Source organism: Amycolatopsis sp. NPDC006131 (assembly GCF_040614175.1).
GTDB classification, from domain to species: Bacteria; Actinomycetota; Actinomycetes; order Mycobacteriales; family Pseudonocardiaceae; genus Amycolatopsis_E; species Amycolatopsis_E tucumanensis.
Map to the genome: position 1 here is coordinate 69,666 of NZ_JBEXTX010000020.1, position 16,376 is coordinate 86,041.

15 protein-coding genes are annotated in these 16,376 nt (G+C 71.8%); 10 read left to right on the forward strand and 5 right to left on the reverse strand.

What is annotated here, in order from left to right:
- Positions 1-59 precede the first annotated feature (59 nt).
- The gene (locus ABZ215_RS13845; protein WP_354949757.1) at positions 60-1,283 is read left to right on the forward strand and encodes a tyrosine-type recombinase/integrase; all 1,224 of its coding nucleotides are present in this window, start codon (positions 60-62) and stop codon (positions 1,281-1,283) included.
- 91 nt (positions 1,284-1,374) lie between these two features.
- On the opposite strand, the gene ilvA is transcribed toward ABZ215_RS13845, so the two are convergent.
- Complete coding sequence (ilvA, locus tag ABZ215_RS13850) at positions 1,375-2,613, reverse strand: threonine ammonia-lyase IlvA (RefSeq protein WP_020422944.1); 1,239 nt, start codon at positions 2,611-2,613, stop codon at positions 1,375-1,377.
- Between the two features lie 113 nt (positions 2,614-2,726).
- Here ilvA and ABZ215_RS13855 point away from each other — a divergent pair, with 113 nt between their 5' ends.
- A complete protein-coding gene (locus ABZ215_RS13855) occupies positions 2,727-3,224 on the forward strand; it encodes a universal stress protein (RefSeq protein WP_235716311.1) in 498 nt (165 codons plus the stop codon).
- A 599-nt stretch (positions 3,225-3,823) separates the two neighbouring features.
- On the opposite strand, the gene ABZ215_RS13860 is transcribed toward ABZ215_RS13855, so the two are convergent.
- A complete protein-coding gene (locus tag ABZ215_RS13860) occupies positions 3,824-4,870 on the reverse strand; it encodes a phosphotransferase family protein (protein WP_354949758.1) in 1,047 nt (348 codons plus the stop codon).
- Between the two features lie 202 nt (positions 4,871-5,072).
- Entirely contained in the window at positions 5,073-6,164 is a 1,092-nt protein-coding gene (locus ABZ215_RS13865) for an epoxide hydrolase family protein (protein ID WP_354949759.1), read from the reverse strand.
- A gap of 75 nt (positions 6,165-6,239) precedes the next feature.
- Between ABZ215_RS13865 and ABZ215_RS13870 the strand changes: the two genes are divergently transcribed.
- The 5 genes from ABZ215_RS13870 to ABZ215_RS13890 all read left to right on the forward strand — a co-directional run bounded on the left by ABZ215_RS13870 (position 6,240) and on the right by ABZ215_RS13890 (position 10,194).
- Positions 6,240-6,686 carry a MarR family transcriptional regulator gene (locus ABZ215_RS13870; RefSeq protein WP_020422948.1) on the forward strand — a complete coding sequence of 149 codons (447 nt, stop codon included), beginning with the start codon at positions 6,240-6,242 and terminating at the stop codon, positions 6,684-6,686.
- Between the two features lie 103 nt (positions 6,687-6,789).
- The gene (locus tag ABZ215_RS13875; protein WP_157358836.1) at positions 6,790-7,242 is read left to right on the forward strand and encodes a hypothetical protein; all 453 of its coding nucleotides are present in this window, start codon (positions 6,790-6,792) and stop codon (positions 7,240-7,242) included.
- Positions 7,202-7,747 (forward strand): GNAT family N-acetyltransferase, encoded by a 546-nt coding sequence (locus ABZ215_RS13880; RefSeq protein WP_237339746.1) that lies wholly within the window; start codon positions 7,202-7,204, stop codon positions 7,745-7,747. Before ABZ215_RS13875 ends, ABZ215_RS13880 begins: the two co-directional genes overlap by 41 nt.
- A gap of 160 nt (positions 7,748-7,907) precedes the next feature.
- A complete protein-coding gene (locus ABZ215_RS13885) occupies positions 7,908-9,431 on the forward strand; it encodes a long-chain fatty acid--CoA ligase (RefSeq protein WP_020422952.1) in 1,524 nt (507 codons plus the stop codon).
- 4 nt (positions 9,432-9,435) lie between these two features.
- Positions 9,436-10,194 (forward strand): TIM barrel protein, encoded by a 759-nt coding sequence (locus ABZ215_RS13890; RefSeq protein WP_354949760.1) that lies wholly within the window; start codon positions 9,436-9,438, stop codon positions 10,192-10,194.
- Positions 10,195-10,601: 407 nt separating this feature from the next.
- Here the strand turns inward: ABZ215_RS13890 and ABZ215_RS13895 are convergent, their stop codons facing one another.
- Positions 10,602-11,069 (reverse strand): MarR family transcriptional regulator, encoded by a 468-nt coding sequence (locus ABZ215_RS13895; protein ID WP_354949761.1) that lies wholly within the window; start codon positions 11,067-11,069, stop codon positions 10,602-10,604.
- A 52-nt stretch (positions 11,070-11,121) separates the two neighbouring features.
- Here ABZ215_RS13895 and ABZ215_RS13900 point away from each other — a divergent pair, with 52 nt between their 5' ends.
- Complete coding sequence (locus ABZ215_RS13900; protein WP_354949762.1) at positions 11,122-12,522, forward strand: MFS transporter; 1,401 nt, start codon at positions 11,122-11,124, stop codon at positions 12,520-12,522.
- The gene (locus ABZ215_RS13905) at positions 12,519-13,430 is read left to right on the forward strand and encodes an LLM class flavin-dependent oxidoreductase (protein WP_354949763.1); all 912 of its coding nucleotides are present in this window, start codon (positions 12,519-12,521) and stop codon (positions 13,428-13,430) included. Before ABZ215_RS13900 ends, ABZ215_RS13905 begins: the two co-directional genes overlap by 4 nt.
- Here the strand turns inward: ABZ215_RS13905 and ABZ215_RS13910 are convergent.
- The gene (locus ABZ215_RS13910) at positions 13,375-14,088 is read right to left on the reverse strand and encodes a siderophore-interacting protein (protein ID WP_354949764.1); all 714 of its coding nucleotides are present in this window, start codon (positions 14,086-14,088) and stop codon (positions 13,375-13,377) included. The genes ABZ215_RS13905 and ABZ215_RS13910 overlap by 56 nt on opposite strands.
- A gap of 118 nt (positions 14,089-14,206) precedes the next feature.
- On the opposite strand from ABZ215_RS13910, the gene ABZ215_RS13915 reads away from it, so the two are divergent.
- Positions 14,207-16,162: a phosphocholine-specific phospholipase C gene (locus ABZ215_RS13915; RefSeq protein WP_354949765.1), complete on the forward strand. Its 1,956-nt coding sequence runs from the start codon at positions 14,207-14,209 to the stop codon at positions 16,160-16,162.
- Positions 16,163-16,376 lie beyond the last annotated feature (214 nt).

Sequence of the window (16,376 nt, forward strand, 5' to 3'; positions counted from 1 at the left end):
ACGCGCGACCATTGCTGTCCGCCTGTCTGCTGGGCTGATTCCAGCGTGGAGGTGTCCCCATGGCATGGGGTGAACGCCTCCCCAACGGCAAGACCTACCGCGGCTGCTATCGGGACAGCGATGGGAAGAAACAGTTCGTCCGGGATCTGCACGGCAAGGTCGTGCACTACGACCGCAAGACGGACGCGAAGCTGGCAGCTCAGGAACTCGAGGTGGCGGCTCGGCGACGGGCCGCTCCCTCGGAAGTTCCGGAGAACGCGAAGGTCACATGGGGTGAGTGGTGGGAAAGCCTGCAGGAGGAGCGTGACAATCCCGAGACGGATACCGCAGCGAAAGAACGGTTTGCGGCCGAAAAGCACATCATTCCGCGGTGGGGCGACGTCCCACTCAACCAGATCAAGAACCGCGATATCCAGAGGTGGGTCGACTCGCGCAGCGGGCTGAAGGTGCGTCCCGGCATGTCGCCCGCCTATGCCCGCCGGATCTACGCCATCTTCCGAGTTGCGATCAACCTTGCGGTCAAGGAGGGAGTGCTCACGGCGTCACCGTGCGTCGGCGTCAGCCTCCCGAAAGTCCTGCGAAAAGACAAAAAGTTCTATACGGACGAAAGCTTCGATGGCCTGAAGCTGTCGGAGGAGTTCGCCGACATCGTCGAATTCACCAAGCAAACCGGCCTCCGCCCCGGGGAGATCGCCGGCCTTCACGCTGATCATGTGGATCGGAAGCGAGGCTGGGTTGATGTCTCCATGGTCTACGTCTCGAAGCGGAAGGTGATCCGGCCGTATCCCAAAGACGGTGATGCTCGCAAGGTGCCGCTCACGAAGAAGGCTCTCGAGATCCTCGACCGCAGGCTCAACGGCCGCGACCTGACGGGCGGCTGCGGCATCCCCCATTCAGACGGATCACGCTGCCGCAGTTCCCTGGTGTTCCTGACGCCGCGGGGCAACATAGCCACTCCTATGAACGTTCAGGAGGCGCTGTGGCGGGCATACAACCAAGCTGGCAAGGAACCACCAGGCGGGCTGTATGCGGGACGCCGCGGCTTCGCTACCAGCGCAGCGGACGGCGGCATCGACGTCTTTACCCTCGCCGAACTGATGGGCCACGCCGACATCAATCAGACCAGGGAATACGTACAGCAGTCGACGGCCACCCGAGCGAAGCTGATGGCGGCGCTGGGCGAGAAGCCGACACTGGAGCTGGTCGGTGGGGCAGATGGGGCAGAACCTGGGGCAGAGCCGGGTGAAACCGACTCCGCACGAACTGCGACAGGCGGGGCGTGAAAAGGCCTGCCGAGCAGGCAAGACAGTTCAAAAAGTGCCACCGAAGATCATAGAGTCAATCAGAGTAAAACCGCAGGTCAGGCTACGTTTGTCACACCAGGAACGTGAACAGGGGGCTGTCCGGCGGGACGCGCTCGATGCGGTGCGGACCCGCCGCCATCCGCTTCATCATCGGTTCGAGGTTGTCCGGCGAGCCCAGTTCGATCCCGACCAGAGCCGGGCCGGTCTCGCGGTTGTTGCGCTTGACGTACTCGAAGAGCGTGATGTCGTCGTCCGGGCCGAGCACGTCGTCGAGGAACCGGCGGAGCGCGCCGGGCTCCTGTGGGAACTCGACGAGGAAGTAGTGCTTGCGCCCCTCGAAGATCAGGGCTCGCTCGACGATCTCGGCGTACCGGCTGACGTCGTTGTTGCCCCCGGACACGATGCACAGCACGGTCGAGCCCGGTTCCAGGTCGAGGTCGAGCCCGAGCGCGGCCGGTGACAACGCGCCGGCGGGCTCGGCGATGATGCCGTCGGACTGGTAGAGGTCGAGCATCTCGACGCAGATCTTGCCCTCGGGCACGGCGATCATGGCGGGCCGGCGTTCGGCGGCGAGGGCGTAGGTGTGCTGCCCGACGAGGCGGACAGCGGCGCCGTCGACGAACGGGTCGATGGTCTCCATCGCGATGGGGGCGCCGTGTTCGAGCGCGAGAGCCATGCTGGCCGCGCCCTGCGGCTCAGCGCCGATCACCCGCACCTCGGGGTGGGTCTCGCGAAGCCAGGCGAGGGTCCCGGCGAGCAGGCCGCCGCCACCGACCGGCACGATCACGACGTCGGGCGCGCGGCCCAGCTGCTCGATGGCCTCCTTGACGACGGTGCCCTGCCCGGCGATCGTGCGCGGGTCGTCGAACGCGGGGATCATCGTCGTGCCCGTGCTCGCCGCGTACGCCTGCGCGGCGGCGGCCGCGTCGTCGTAGGTGTCGCCGTGCACCACGATCTGGACGTGCTCGCCGCCGAGCCGGGCGACGCGGTCCCGCTTCTGGCGGGGCGTGGTGCGCGGCAGGTAGACGCGGGCGAGGACACCGAGGGCGGCTGAGGCGAACGCCACACCCTGGCCGTGGTTGCCCGCGCTCGCGCACACCACGCCGCGGGCGCGCTCCTCCGGTGAGAGCTGGCTCACCAGGTTGTAGGCGCCCCGGCCCTTGTAGGAGCGGACGGCGGACAGGTCCTCGCGCTTGAGCCAGACGTCCACGCCGTGCTGCAGCGAAAGCCGTTCGTTGCGGTGCAGTGGCGTCGGCTGGATGACCCCGGCGAACCGGGCGGCCGCCATCGCCACGTCGGCCGCCCGCACGGGGTCGGGCCCGTTACCCACGACTTGGTTCCTCCTGTCGGCGTAGACGTCATTCGTACCAAAGCCGTGGCGGGCGCCCGCACCCGGAGCGGCGGTGCCAGATAATGCGTGCCGTGGGTGCGGAGCGGGGACAACTGGTGGAGGAGTACGGCCCGGCGTGGTCGCCGGGCCCGTTCGAGCGGGGCACCGACGGGCCGCACGTCGTCCTCGCCGGCGTCGACGGCTCTCCCACCGCGTCCCGGGCGGGCGCCTACGCGGCCGGGCTGGCGCGACGGCAGCGGTCGCGGCTGGTGCTGGTGTACGTGCTGGCGCCGACGGCGTGGACTGGCATGGCGAGCGGCTACCTCGCGGCGGCCCAGGAGCAGGCCTACGAAGCGACGATCGACGAGATGCGCGGACCGATCCGCAACCTCGCCGACGAAGCCGGCCTGCCCATCACGTTCATCGTCCGCCGCGGCGACGCCTTCACGGAACTCCGCCGCGCGGCGGTGGAGCTGCACGCCGACCTCGTCGTGGTGGGCGCGTCGGAGAGCCGGGGCCACCGGATCGTCGGCTCGGTGGCGAACCGCCTCGTGCGGTCCGGTCTCTGGCCGGTGACCGTGGTGCCCTGACCACCGCCCCTGACACCCGATGCGCCGCCACCGACCACCTCCCGACCGGAATCGGCGACGCCCACCACCAGCACCTGGTCAAGGCCATCCCGGTGCGAGATCCTCGCGTGCAATCCCCCCACCCGATCACGGCGAGCCGCCCGCCGAATCCCTCGCCATCCCGCGCGAGCAGCCCTCCGGAGCGAGCAGCCGCCCACCGCGGCCCGCCCACCGACCACCGACCACCGCGCAGCCCACCGGCCACCGGCCACCGGCCACCGCGCAGCCCAGCCCACCGGTCACCGCGCAGCCCAGCCGACCGTCGGCCGCGGAGGCACACACATCCCGGCGGCGCGAGCCCCTCCCGCCCCGGCGGCCCAGCGCCGCCCCGCAAGCCCATCGCCCCCGCAGGCCCATCCGTCGCGCGAACCCATCCCCGCCCCGCGAGCCCACCCGCCGCGCAAGCCCAGCGCCGGGCCGCAAGCACATCTCCGGCCCGCAAGCACATCCCACCGCGCAAGCCCTCCCGGCGCGCATGCTCACCACGATCCGCAACCGCCGGGTGAAGGCCGTCTCGGCGCTGCACTCACCACCGCAGCCGCGCCGGGCACCTCAGTCATTCACGAACACGCGATCCGGTCCAGCGCCTGCTCGAACAACCCGACCGCCGCGGCGTGCAGGCGGTCTCCGATGGCGCGTGGCGCTTTGCCCGCGCAGGCACGCGCGTGCGTGCCTTCCAGCACGATGCCCAGCTTGAAGCACGCCAGCACCGCGTACCAGGCGATTCCGGAGGTGTCCCGTCCCGAGCGAGCGGCGTAGCGGGCCACGATCTCCTCCTCGGTGGCGAGGTCGCCGGCCATGGCGAGGCCGGTCCATCCGAGCATCGGGCGAGTGCCGGGCCACGTGGCCAGCAGCCAGCCAAGGTCGAGGAGCGGGTCGCCGATCGTGCTCATCTCCCAGTCCACGATCGCCGCGACCGTGGCGCCACGGCGGTCGAACAGGACGTTCGCCAGGTGGTAGTCGCCGTGGAGGATGCCTGGTGACCACCGCTGGGGCACGTGCTGCGCGAGCCAGTCGGCGACACCCTCCACGCCCGGCAGGTCCGGCCCGGGGTAACCGTCGTGGCCCGCGTAGGAATCGAGCTCCGCGAGCCATCGCGGCACCTGACGTTCGAGAAACCCGTGTGGGCGACCGAAATCCGCCAGGCCGGCCCGCTCGTGGTCGACCGCGCCGAGCGCCGCCAGCGCGTCGGCCATCGCCAGGCCCATCTCGTGCCGCAGGTCGGGACGGGTGGCGTGTGGTTCGGGCAGCTCGACGGTCGCGTTGAACCCGTCCACCGGCTCCATGAGGTAGAAGACCGCGCCAGGCAGGACGGTCTCCTCCGGGCAGGCCGCGATCAGCTCCGGGTGCGGCACCGCCGTACCCGACAGCGCGGCGAGCACCCGCATCTCCCGGCGCAGCACGTCATTGCTGCGCGCCCGCCGGTGCCGGGGCCCGCTGCGCAACACATACGCCCGGCCGCCACGGCGGAACGACACCATCAGGTTCTGAGTACCACCGGCGATCGGCGCGAGGTCCTCGACAGGCCCGCCGGGCAGCCCCTGGCGGTCCATCCACGCCCCGAGTGCGCGCAACTCCCCCGGCGACAGGATCTCGGCTTCCGGCATCGGGCCCCCTCTCCGCTCCTGGGTGCAACATGGCAGAAGCACCCGGGACAGGCAAAGCCCAGAAAAACCCTCCCCCGGCGACACCCGTCTGCCTCGTCGCCTTGGCGGCGCAGGCTTCGCCAACCGCGGCGGCTCGGACCCGGCGACGGCGCCGGTGGTTTTGGTGGGCGGCGCCGCCGCAGGGTGGCGGCGCTCCCGCGCCTCAGGTCAGCGTGCTGAAGAACTTGCGCACATCCTCGACGAACAGATCAGGCACCTCCATCGCCGCGAAGTGGCCGCCTCTTTCGAACTCGCTCCAGTGGCGGATGTCGAGGCGCTGTTCGGCGACCGCGCGCACCGACAGGGTGATGTCGTGCGCGAAGACCGCCACCCCGACCGGCGCCGGGCACGGGCGGCCCGCCTGTGCGGCGTACGTGCTCTCCTTCGCCAGGCGCGCGGCCGATCCCGCGGTCCCGGTCAGCCAGTACAGCATCACGTCCGTCAGCAGCCGGTCGTCCGGAATGCGCGACTCCGGGTCGGTCCACTTCGCGAACCGCTCGGCTATCCACGCCAGCTGCCCGACCGGCGAATCGGTCAGGGCGTAGGCGATCGTCTGCGGCGTGGTCATGTGCAGGATCTGGTAGCCGGGCCGGTTCGCGGCGTACGCCTTCGTGTGGTCGAGCCTCCGCTGATCCTCTTCGGACAATCCGGCGATCCCACCGGGCGGCGGCAGCGTCGGCAGGTAGTTCAGGTGCACACCCACCACCTGGTCCGGCGCGACGGCGGCGAGCTGCTGCGAGATCCCCGAGCCGAAGTCGCCGCCTTGCGCGCCGTACCGCTCGTACCCCAGCCGGCGCATCAGCTCGGCCCATGCCCGCGCCACCCGGGCCACGTCCCAGCCCCGCTCGGCCGTCGGCCCGGAGAAGCCGAAACCCGGGATCGACGGGATCACCAGGTGGAAGTCGCGCGACAGGGGCCCGATCACGTCCAGGAACTCGACGACCGAACCGGGCCAGCCGTGCGTCACGACCAGCGGCAGAGCGTCCGCCCGCGGTGACCGCACGTGCAGGTAGTGCACGGTCTGCCCGTCGATCTCGTCGGTGAACTGCGGGAACGAATTCAACAGGGCCTCCTGGGCGCGCCAGTCGTAGCCGTCGCGCCAGTGATCGGCCAGCTCGCGGACACGGGCGAGCGGGATGCCGTAGTCCCAGCCCGCGCCGGGCAGCTCGTCGGGCCAGCGGACGCGCTCCAGGCGGGCGGCGAGGTCGTCGAGAGCGGACTGCGGGATGTCGATGCGGAAGGGCTTCTCAGTCATGCCGGAAACGTTAGACCGACAAACGTTAGTTCGTCAAATGATTTGCCGGGCGAACGTTTCGGTTACACTCCGATCATGGACACCACCGCCCCCGAACGCCTGCGGAACCTGCCCAGCTGGCTGCTCACCCAGACCGCGCACCACGCGCACCGGCTCGTCACCGAGGGCATGTCCGAGGCCGGCGCCCGCGGCTACCACTACCGCCTGCTGGCCGCGCTCGAGGAGTCCGGGCCGTCGAGCCAGGCCACGCTCGGCCGCCGCAGCGCGATCCACCTTTCCGACCTGGTGGCGACCATCAACGAACTGGCCGACCGCGACCTGGTCAGCCGCGAACCGGACCCGGCCGACCGCAGGCGCAACGTCATCACGATCACCCCGGCCGGCCGCAGGCAGCTCAAACGCCTCGACAAACAGATCGCGCGCATCCAGGACGACCTGCTCGCCCCGCTGAGCGGCCCGGAACGGGAGCAGCTGACCGGCCTGCTGTCCCGGCTGCTGCGCCACCACACCCAGGACGCGTAACCTGGCTGACGAACTGAGACCGCGGTCACAACATGCGCGGTTTCAGCAACGCTCGCCCGGGTAGCCTCACTCGACCGTTGAGCAGACAGCGGAGGGAGCCCGCGTGACCGACTTCTGGATCGACAACGCCCTGCAACGGGTGCTGAACCACCCCACGGACATCCGGACCCTGCGGGAGTCGGCCGCGACCTTCCTCGACGGCTGCACGGTGGAGACGGTCACCGACGCGCTGCTCGTCATCGACGCGCTGGCCAGCGCTGCCTACGAGCAGAGCTGCCTGCCCGCCACGATCCGGCTCGTGCGCGAGGGCACCGAGTCCGGCTGGCTGCGGATCTCGCTGTCCGCGCCCGGCATCGAGCTGCCCTCCGCGGACAGCGGCTTCGGCACCGGCCTGCATGTCCTGACCACCTGCGCGGCCATGTGGGGCCGCAGCGGCGACGGGGACCGTACCGCCCTCTGGGCGCATCTGCCGCTCGCGGCTGCCGTACCGGCCGCACTTCACGTAGCGTTTACACATGGAGTCGCCCCTGATCACCGACCGGCTGGTCATCCGTGACTGGACGGCCGACGACGCCGACGCCGCCTTCGCGATCTACGGCTCGGAAGAGGTCACGCACTGGCTGACCCCGGTGATGGACCGGGTCGGAGATGTCGCCGCGATGCGTGCGGTGCTGCACGCCTGGCACGAGGCCCAGCCGAACCTGCCGCCGCCGCGCGGCCGCTGGGCCATGGAACGACGCGAGGACGGCCAGGTCATCGGCGGTCTGGCCATCCGCCTGCTGCCGCCCTACGAGGAGGACCTCGAACTCAGCTGGCAGCTGCACCCCGACGCGTGGGGGCAGGGCTACGCCACCGAGGGCAGCCAGGCCCTGATCCGGTGGGCCTTCACCCAGGACACCGACGAGCTGTTCGCCGTCGCACGACCGAACAACGTTCGGGCGATCGCGACGGCCAAGCGGCTCGGCATGCAGTGGGTCGGCGAGACCACGAAGTACTACGACCTGCGCCTGCAGGTCTACCGCATCCGCCCCGGCGACCTCGACGACGCGCCGGGGGCTTGACCACCGCACCGGCCGCGCGGTTCACTGGCTGACGGGTCGACGTCGCCGCAAAACCGAACGGGATTCTGCCGGGTCTGACAGCCGACCCGCAGGCCATCCGGCACACCTGGGGGAAATCCGGGCACGCCGGACAGAACGACGTTCGGAAGGTGGGCAGCCGATGAGCTTCAACCTGGCGATCATGCTGCGGGAGTCCGCGACGGCCACGCCGGGCAAGGACTTCCTGCGCTTCCCGTCAGGCGCGATGACCTACGCCGAGGTCGACGAGCGCTCCGGCCGGGTCGCCGTCGCCCTGCGCGAGGCGGGCCTGCGCCCCGGGGACAAGGTCGCGGTGCAGCTCGCCAACGTGCCCGAGTTCGTGATCGCCTACTTCGGCATCCTCAAGGCGGGCCTGACGATGGTCCCGCTGAACCCGCTGCTCAAGTCCGCCGAGATCGCCTACCACCTGGACGACTCCGACGCGCGCATGATCATCGCCCACGCCGCGGGCGCGCCCGAGGTCACCACGGCGCTCAAGGAGGTCCCGGACGTCCGCGCGGTGGTCGTCGGCGACCTCGATGCCGGCGCCTGGCCGGAGGGGACGCTGTCCTTCCGGGTGCTGCTGGAGCCCGCCGACGACGGCGACATCTTCCCCGGCGCGGCGGACGACACGGCCGTGCTGCTCTACACCAGCGGCACCACCGGCCGCCCCAAGGGCGCCGAGCTGTCCCACTTCCAGCTCTACATGACGTGCACGCTGGGCAGCGAGCGCTTCGGCGCGGAACCCGAGGACGTCGCGCTGGCCGTGCTGCCGTTCTTCCACGTCTACGGCCTGTCGAGCATCCTCAACGCCTCGGCCCGCCACGGGCGCACGATCTCGGTGGTGCCGCGCTTCGAAGTGCCCGCGGTGCTGGAGGCGATCCAGCGGGACCGGGTCACGATCATGGCCGGGGTCCCCACGATGTACCACGCGCTGGCCTACGCCGACACCACCGGCTACGACACCAGCAGCCTGCGGATCGGCAGCTCCGGCGGGGCGGCGATCCCGGAGGAGGTGCTGCGCCGCTTCGAGGAGAAGTACGGCATCCCGGTGCTGGAGGGCTACGGGCTGTCCGAGTCGGCGTCGACCACGACGGTCAACCCGGGCGCGGACAACCGCAAGATCCTCTCGATCGGCAAGCCGATCTGGGGTGTGGAACTGCGGATCGTCGACGACCAGGACCACCCGCTGCCGTCCGGGCAGGTGGGCGAGATCGTGCTGCGCGGGCACAACATCACGAAGGGCTACTACAAGCGGCCACAGGAGACCGCGGAGGCGTTCCGCGGCGGCTGGTTCCACACCGGCGACCTCGGCTACGTCGACTCCGACGGGTTCGTGTTCATCGTGGACCGCAAGAAGGACCTGATCATCCGCGGCGGGTTCAACGTCTACCCACGCGAGGTGGAGGAGCTGCTGTACCGGCACCCGGCGGTCGGCGAGGCGGCGGTGATCGGCGAGCCGGACGAGCGGCTCGGCGAGGAGGTCGTCGCGGTGGTCTCGCTCAAGCCGGGCGCGAGCGCCGAACCGGACGAGATCGTGGCGTGGGCCAAGGAGCGCATCGCCGCCTACAAGTACCCGCGGCGGGTGCGGATCGTGGACGAGCTGCCGAAGGGCGCGACCGGCAAGATCGCGAAGCTGGAGTTGCGGGCGCGTCTGCGAGGATGACGTCATGCGGTACGACGTCAACACCTCGATCCTGTTCACCGAGCTGGCGCCGGAGCGCCGCCCGGCCGCGGCGGCGGAGGCCGGGTTCGCGGGGGTGGAGTCGTGGTGGCCGTTCGACGGCGTGCCCGGGGACAGCGAGGTCGAGCGGTTCGTCGCGTCGATCGCCGACGCCGGGGTGGAGCTGGTGTCGCTGAACGTGCCGCACGGCGACCTCGCCGCGGGCGAGCGGGGTTTGGCCGGGTTCGCCGCGCGGACGGCCGAGTTCCGCGACGGGGTGGACGTCGCGGCCGGCATCGCGGAGCGGCTGGGGTGCTCGCGGTTCAACGTGCTGCCCGGCAACCGGACCGGCGCTTCGCGGGACGTGCTGCTGGACAACCTCGCCTTCGCCGCCGACCGGCTGCCGGGCACGGTGCTGCTGGAACCGCTCAGCGGCGCGCCGGACTACCCGCTGCTGCGCGCCGCCGACGCGCTGGCGCTCGCGGACGAGGTCGGGGCGGGCAACATCGCGCTGCTGACGGACGTCTACCACCTGGGCAACAACGGCGACGACCTGGACGCGCTGCTCACGCCGCCGCTGCTGGCGCGGACCGGGCACGTGCAGGTGGCCGACGCGCCGGGACGGCACGAGCCGGGCACCGGGAGGCTCGGGGTGACCGCGTGGCTGGACCGCCTGGCCGCGACGGGGTACGACGGCTGGGTGGGGTTGGAGTACGTCCCGAGCGGGTCTACTGTGGACAGTTTCGGCTGGTTGTCCCGGCACTGAGCGCTGCCTGTCGGACGGGCGGCCAGGGTGGTGCGCACGGCCGCCGGCTCGGGGTGACCGGGAGGCGGGAGCACCGGACCGCCACCGGACACGACGGCTGGGCGAGCCTGAGATACGTGCCGAGCGGGTCCACTGTGGACGGCTTCGGCTGGGCTAACACGCTGCTGAACACTGCCCGCAGGACCGCCCACCTGGGGCGTGCGTGGCAGCCACCGGCCCAGGGCTGACCGCGTGACTGGATCGCCTGCCGTCACCGGGTACGACGGCTGGGTGGAGCTGGAATACCTGCCACCGGGTCCAACGTGAGTAGTTTCGACTGGTCGTCCCGGCACTGAGGACTGCCTTGCCGGTCCGCGCGAGGGACCCCCCAAGCCCACAGCGGACAACTTCGGCCGGCCGTCCCGCCGCTAGGCGGTCACTTCCTTCGACGCGGCATCGTCGGCCACGACGACCCGTCGCATCAGCTCCACCAGCGTCCGGCGCTCCTCTGTGGACAGCACGCCCAGCGACTCCTCCTGTGAGCGGTGCGCCACCTCCTGCAGGTGGCGCACCAGCTCCGAGCCGGGCTCGGTCAGGGCGGCTCGCTGGCGGCGCCGGTCGGCGGGATCGCGTTCGCGGCGGACGAAGCCGCGTTGTTCCAGCAGGTCCAGGTACCCGACGAGGTGGCTGCGGTTGAGCCCGAGCCGGTCGGCGAGCTCGTGCTGGGCCAGCGGCCCGAAGTCCGACAAACCCGTCAGCACCGCGAAGTGCGGCAACCGCAGGTCGTGCTCGGCCAGTGCCGCGACCAGCCCGCGGTGCCCGATCCGCGCGACGTGGCCCGCCAGGTACGAGGGCAGGGCGAGCAGGGTCGGCGGGCGCGTCTCGCGGTCGTCCATGCGCCGATCCTACCTTCTGGACGTAATCATGTCGTCATGTAATCATTACGTCATGACACGAACTTCCGCACCCTTCGCCGCGCTGCTGATCGCGGTGCTGTCGTTCTCGTTGCTGCAGACCATGCCGGTGCCCGCCCTGCCGACGCTGCAGGCCGAGTTCGGCACCTCCACCACCACCGTCTCCTGGGTGCTCAGCGCCTTCCTGCTCACCGCGTCGGTCGCCACCGGGCTGCTGGGCCGCCTCGGCGACATGTTCGGCAAGCGCCGCGTGCTGCTCGCCTGCCTCGCGGTGTCCGCCGTGGGCACGCTGCTCGCCGCGCTCGCCCCGTCGATCGGCGTGCTGATCGCGGCCCGCGCGATCCAGGGCGTCGGCGCCGCGACCTTCCCGCTGGCCTTCGGCATCGTGCGCGACGAGTTCCCCCGCGAACGGGTGCCGGTCGCCATCGGCTGGATCAGCTCGACCTTCGGCATCGGGTTCGGCGTCGGGCTCGTGATTCCCGGCCCGATCGTGGACGCGCTGAGCTGGGAGTGGATCTTCTGGCTGATGTTCGCGGTGATCGTCGCCGGCATCGCCGCCGTCGCCGCGTTCGTGCGCGAGTCGCCGGTGCGCTCGCCGGGCCGCGTCGACTGGGCGGGCGCGCTGCTGCTCACCGGCGGACTGGTCGCGCTGCTGCTGGCGATCAGCGAGGGCCGGGTGTGGGGCTGGGGCTCCGCGGCGATCATCGGGCTGTTCGCGGCCGCCGTGGTCCTGCTGGTCGTGTTCGCGCTGGTGGAAAAACGCCTGACCCAGCCGCTGATCGACATCGGGCTGCTCGGCCGCCCCGCGGTGCTGACGTCCAACATCACCGCACTGATCATCGGCTTCGGCATGTACGGCGCGTTCACGCTGGTGCCGCTGCTCGTCGAGACGCCGCCGCAGGCCGGGTACGGCTTCGGCGCGTCGGTCACCGAGGCCGGGCTGTTCATCATCCCGATGGCCGTGACCATGCTGTTCGCCAGCCCGCTCGCCGGGCGCATCGGCGCGAAGGCCGGCTTCAAGCTCCCGCTGGTGCTGGCGTGCGTGATCGGCGCGGCCGGGTTCGTGCTGTTCGCCGTCGCGCACGGCGAGCCGTGGCCGATCTACCTCGGCAACGGAATCCTCGGCATCGGCGTCGGGTTCGCCTTCGCCTCGCTGGCCAACCTCGTCGTCGGCGCGGTCGACCCGCGGCAGACCGGGGAGGCGACCGGCATCAACACGATCATGCGGACCATCGGCGGCACCTTCGGCGCGCAGATCGCGTCGACCATCGTCACCGCCGAGGTCGTCGCGGGCACCCGGTTCCCGGTGGAATCCGGCTACACCACGGCGTTCGCGCTGTCCGCGATCGCGATGGGGGTGGCGGCGCTGGTCGCGCTCGCCGGCCCGGGGCGGCTCGTGCCCGCGCCCGCGCCGCGCCCGGTGGCGGCTCGATGACCGACTACGGGCACGACCTGCTCTTCGGCGCGGTCCTCACCCCGGCCACCGGGCGGCCGGAACTGGCGCTGGACCTCGCGCGGGTCGCCGACCGCGCGGGGCTGGACCTGGTGAGCGTGCCGGACCACCCGTACCGTCCGGAGTTCACCGAGGCGTTGACGACGCTGTCGGTGATCGCCGCGCGGACCGAGCGGGTGCGCGTGTTCCCCAACGTCGCCAACCTACCGCTGCGCCCGCCCGCGATGCTGGCTCGCACCGTAGCGAGCCTGGGCGCGCTCAGCGGCGGCCGGGTCGACCTGGCGCTGGGCGCCGGGGCGTACTGGGACGCGATCGCGGCCGAGGGCGGGCCGTGGCGCGCGCCCGCGGAAGCGGTCGCCGCGCTCGGCGAGGCGATCGCGGTGGTCCGTGCACTGTGGACACCCGGCAGCCCGGTCCACCTGCCGGGCAAGCACTACGGCCTGGACGGCGCCGAACCCGCTCCCCCGCCGGGCCGCCCGGGGATCTGGGTCGGCGCGCTCGGGCCGCGGATGCTGCGCCTGACCGGCGCCCTCGCCGACGGCTGGCTGCCGAGCATGACCCGCATCCCGCCCGCCGATCTCCCCGCCGCCAACGCCGCCGTCGACGCGGCCGCGGCGGACGCGGGACGCGACCCGGCCGCGATCCGCCGTCTCTACAACCTGTCCCCGCCCGCGCTCGGCTCACCGCGCGGCTGGCCCGAGCGGCTCGCCGAGCTGGCCCTCACCCACGGGGTGAGCGGGTTCCTGCTGCCTGCCGGCTCCCCGGGCCCGCTGCAGCTCTTCGCGACCGAGATCGCCCCGGCGGTGCGCGAACTGGTCGCCGCCGCGCGCCGGCTCAGCGCCGGGCGCGGCCCATCGCCCGGCCCCGCGTCCAGTAGCCCTGCGACGTGACGTCCTGCTTGCGCACCCCGAGGGCGTCCTGCGCCAGACCGCGCACCTGGCGCGTCAACGCGCTTTCCGTCGCCACCCAGGCGTGCCAGCCCGGCAGCGGACCGAGGTCCCGCACGGCGGCCAGCACCTCTTCCGGCGATCCGCACCACCGGACGTCCCCGCCCGCCACCGGCAGCCGGTCGTGGTCCTCGAGCAGGAACACCTTCGCGGGCACCGGTTCCGGCAGCGCGCGCAGGATGTCGTTGATCGCCGGGAGCGAGCACGGGTCGCCCACCAGCAGGTACCCCTCCGGGGCGGGCGCGGGCACCGCGAAGCGCTTGCTGCCGTACACCGTGGCGCGCAGGGTCTGGCCCGGTTCCGCGCGCCGCGCCCATTCCGACGCCACTCCCTCGCCCTCGTGCAGCGCGAACTCACACGCGAAGGTGCCGTCGTCGCGGCGGACGTCGGTCACCGTGTACGCCCGCTGGTACTCCTCGCCGTCCGCGGGGATCCACAGCCGGATCCAGAACGCGGGCGGCGTTTCCTCCGCGGCAAGCAGTTCGGGCCCCGCGAACCGGATCCGTCGGTAGTGGTCAGCGACGTCCTCGACCGCGCACACCCGGAGCGGATACGTCGGCGCCCGCAGCGTTTTCAGGACGATCTTCTCGAACCGGCTCAAAGCCCACCTCCCATTAGTAAGGGTAGGCTTACCTTCTCACGCTCGGGCAGTCAAGTGTTCGCCGTCCGGTCGCCGCCGCGACGCCTCCCGTACCCGCGGCGGGATCAGGCTGACCGCCATGACAGCCCTGAACCGTCGCGGGTTCCTGCAGCTGGCGGGCGGTTCCGCCGCCCTGTCCGCGCTCGCCCCGAGCATCGCCCGCGCCGCCGCCATCCCGGCCGGACACCGCACCGGCACCCTGCGCGACATCGAGCACGTCGTCGTCCTGATGCAGGAGAACCGTTCGTTCGACCACTACTTCGGCTCTCTGCGCGGGGTGCGCGGCTTCGGCGACCCACGCCCGGTGACGCTGCCCAGCGGCAAGTCCGTGTGGCACCAGTCCGACGGCACGCGCGAGGTGCTCCCGTTCCGGCCGGAGGCGCGCGACCTCGGGCTGCAGTTCCTGGAGGACCTCGACCACAGCTGGGAAGGCGGCCACGCCGCGTGGAACCAGGGCCGCTACGACCGCTGGATCCCGGCGAAGACCGCGACCACGATGGCTTACCTGACGCGCGAGGACATCCCGTTCCACTACGCCCTCGCCGACGCGTTCACGATCTGCGACGCCTATCACTGCTCGCTGATCGGGCCCACCGACCCGAACCGGTACTACATGTGGAGCGGCTACACCGGCAACGACGGCACCGGCGGCGGCCCGGTCATCGACAACGACGAACTCGGCTACAGCTGGACGACCTACCCGGAACGGCTCGAAGCGGCCGGCGTGTCGTGGAAGATCTACCAGGACGTCGGCGACGGCCTCGACGCCGAGCACAGCTGGGGCTGGATCAGCGACGCCTACCGCGGCAACTACGGCGACAACTCGTTGCTGTACTTCGACAACTACCGCAACGCCAAGCCGGGCGACCCGTTGCACGAGAAGGCGCGCACCGGCACGAACGCCGCGAAGGGCGAGGGGTTCTTCGACATCCTCACCGCCGACGTGAAGGCGGGCCGGCTGCCCGCGGTGTCCTGGATCGTCGCCCCGGAGGCGTTCACCGAACACCCGAACTGGCCGGCGAACTACGGCGCCTGGTACATCGCGCGGGTCCTCGACGCGCTCACCACCAACCCGGAGGTGTGGAGCCGGACGGCGCTGTTCATCACCTACGACGAGAACGACGGGTTCTTCGACCACGTGGTGCCGCCGTACCCGGACCGGTCCACTGTGGACGTTTCCGGCGAACTGCTGGACGGTCAGCCGTACGGGCTGGGCCAGCGGGTGCCGATGCTGGTGGTGTCGCCGTGGAGCAAGGGCGGCCGGGTGTGCTCGCAGGTGTTCGACCACACCTCGATCGTGCGGTTCCTGGAGCGGCGGTTCGGGGTGCACGAGCCGAACATCTCGCCGTGGCGCCGGGCGATCTGCGGTGACCTGACCACGGCGTTCGACTTCTCCCGAACGGACGCCGCGGTGCCGGGCCTGCCCGGAACGGACGGCTACTACCCGCCCGACCGCGAGCGGCACCCGGACTACGTGCCCGCTCCCCCGGCCGATCCGGCGCTGCCGCGGCAGGAACGCGGTCAGCGCCCGGCCCTGCCGCTGCCCTACGACCTGACGGTGGACGGCCAGGTGCGCGACGGCGTGCTGCGGCTGACGTTCGCCAGCCGCGGCCCGGTGGGCGCGCACTTCCACGTGACGTCGGCGGCGGGCCCGCGCGGCTACACGGTCGGCGCCGGGCAGCGGCTGAGCGACGAGTGGCCGGCGTCGTCGGAGGTCGTCGTGCACGGCCCGAACGGCTTCTACCGGCGGTTCGCCGGCAGCGGGGCCGAGGTGACCGCGCGGCCGGTCGGCGGGGACCTGCAGCTGGTGCTGACGAACCCGGGCCGCACGACGCTGGGAGTGACGGTGACGAGCGGCTACGGCCACCGGCGGGTGGATTACCGCCTCCGCCCCGGCGCGGCGGTCACCCACCTGGTCCGGACGACCGACGGGTGGTACGACGTGACCGTGAGCGCCCCCGGCCTGACCAGCCAGCTGGCCGGGCACGTGGAGACCGGGCGGCTGAGCCGGACGGACCCGGCTCTCGGCGCCTGACCCACGGCAGCCGGCCGGGTCAGCGGCCGCCGGGCGGGCGCGCTGGGCAGCGGCCGCCCGGCGGGCTGGCTGGGGCGGGCGGAGGCAACCGACGTGGTGGTCGAGGGGCAGAGGACAGGCTGGCCGGGAGGCAGACGGACCGGCCGAGGGCGAGCGGCGGGGGGCGGACCGGCCCCTCGGCCAGGCCGCCCAACCCAAGCCCGCACGGAAGGAC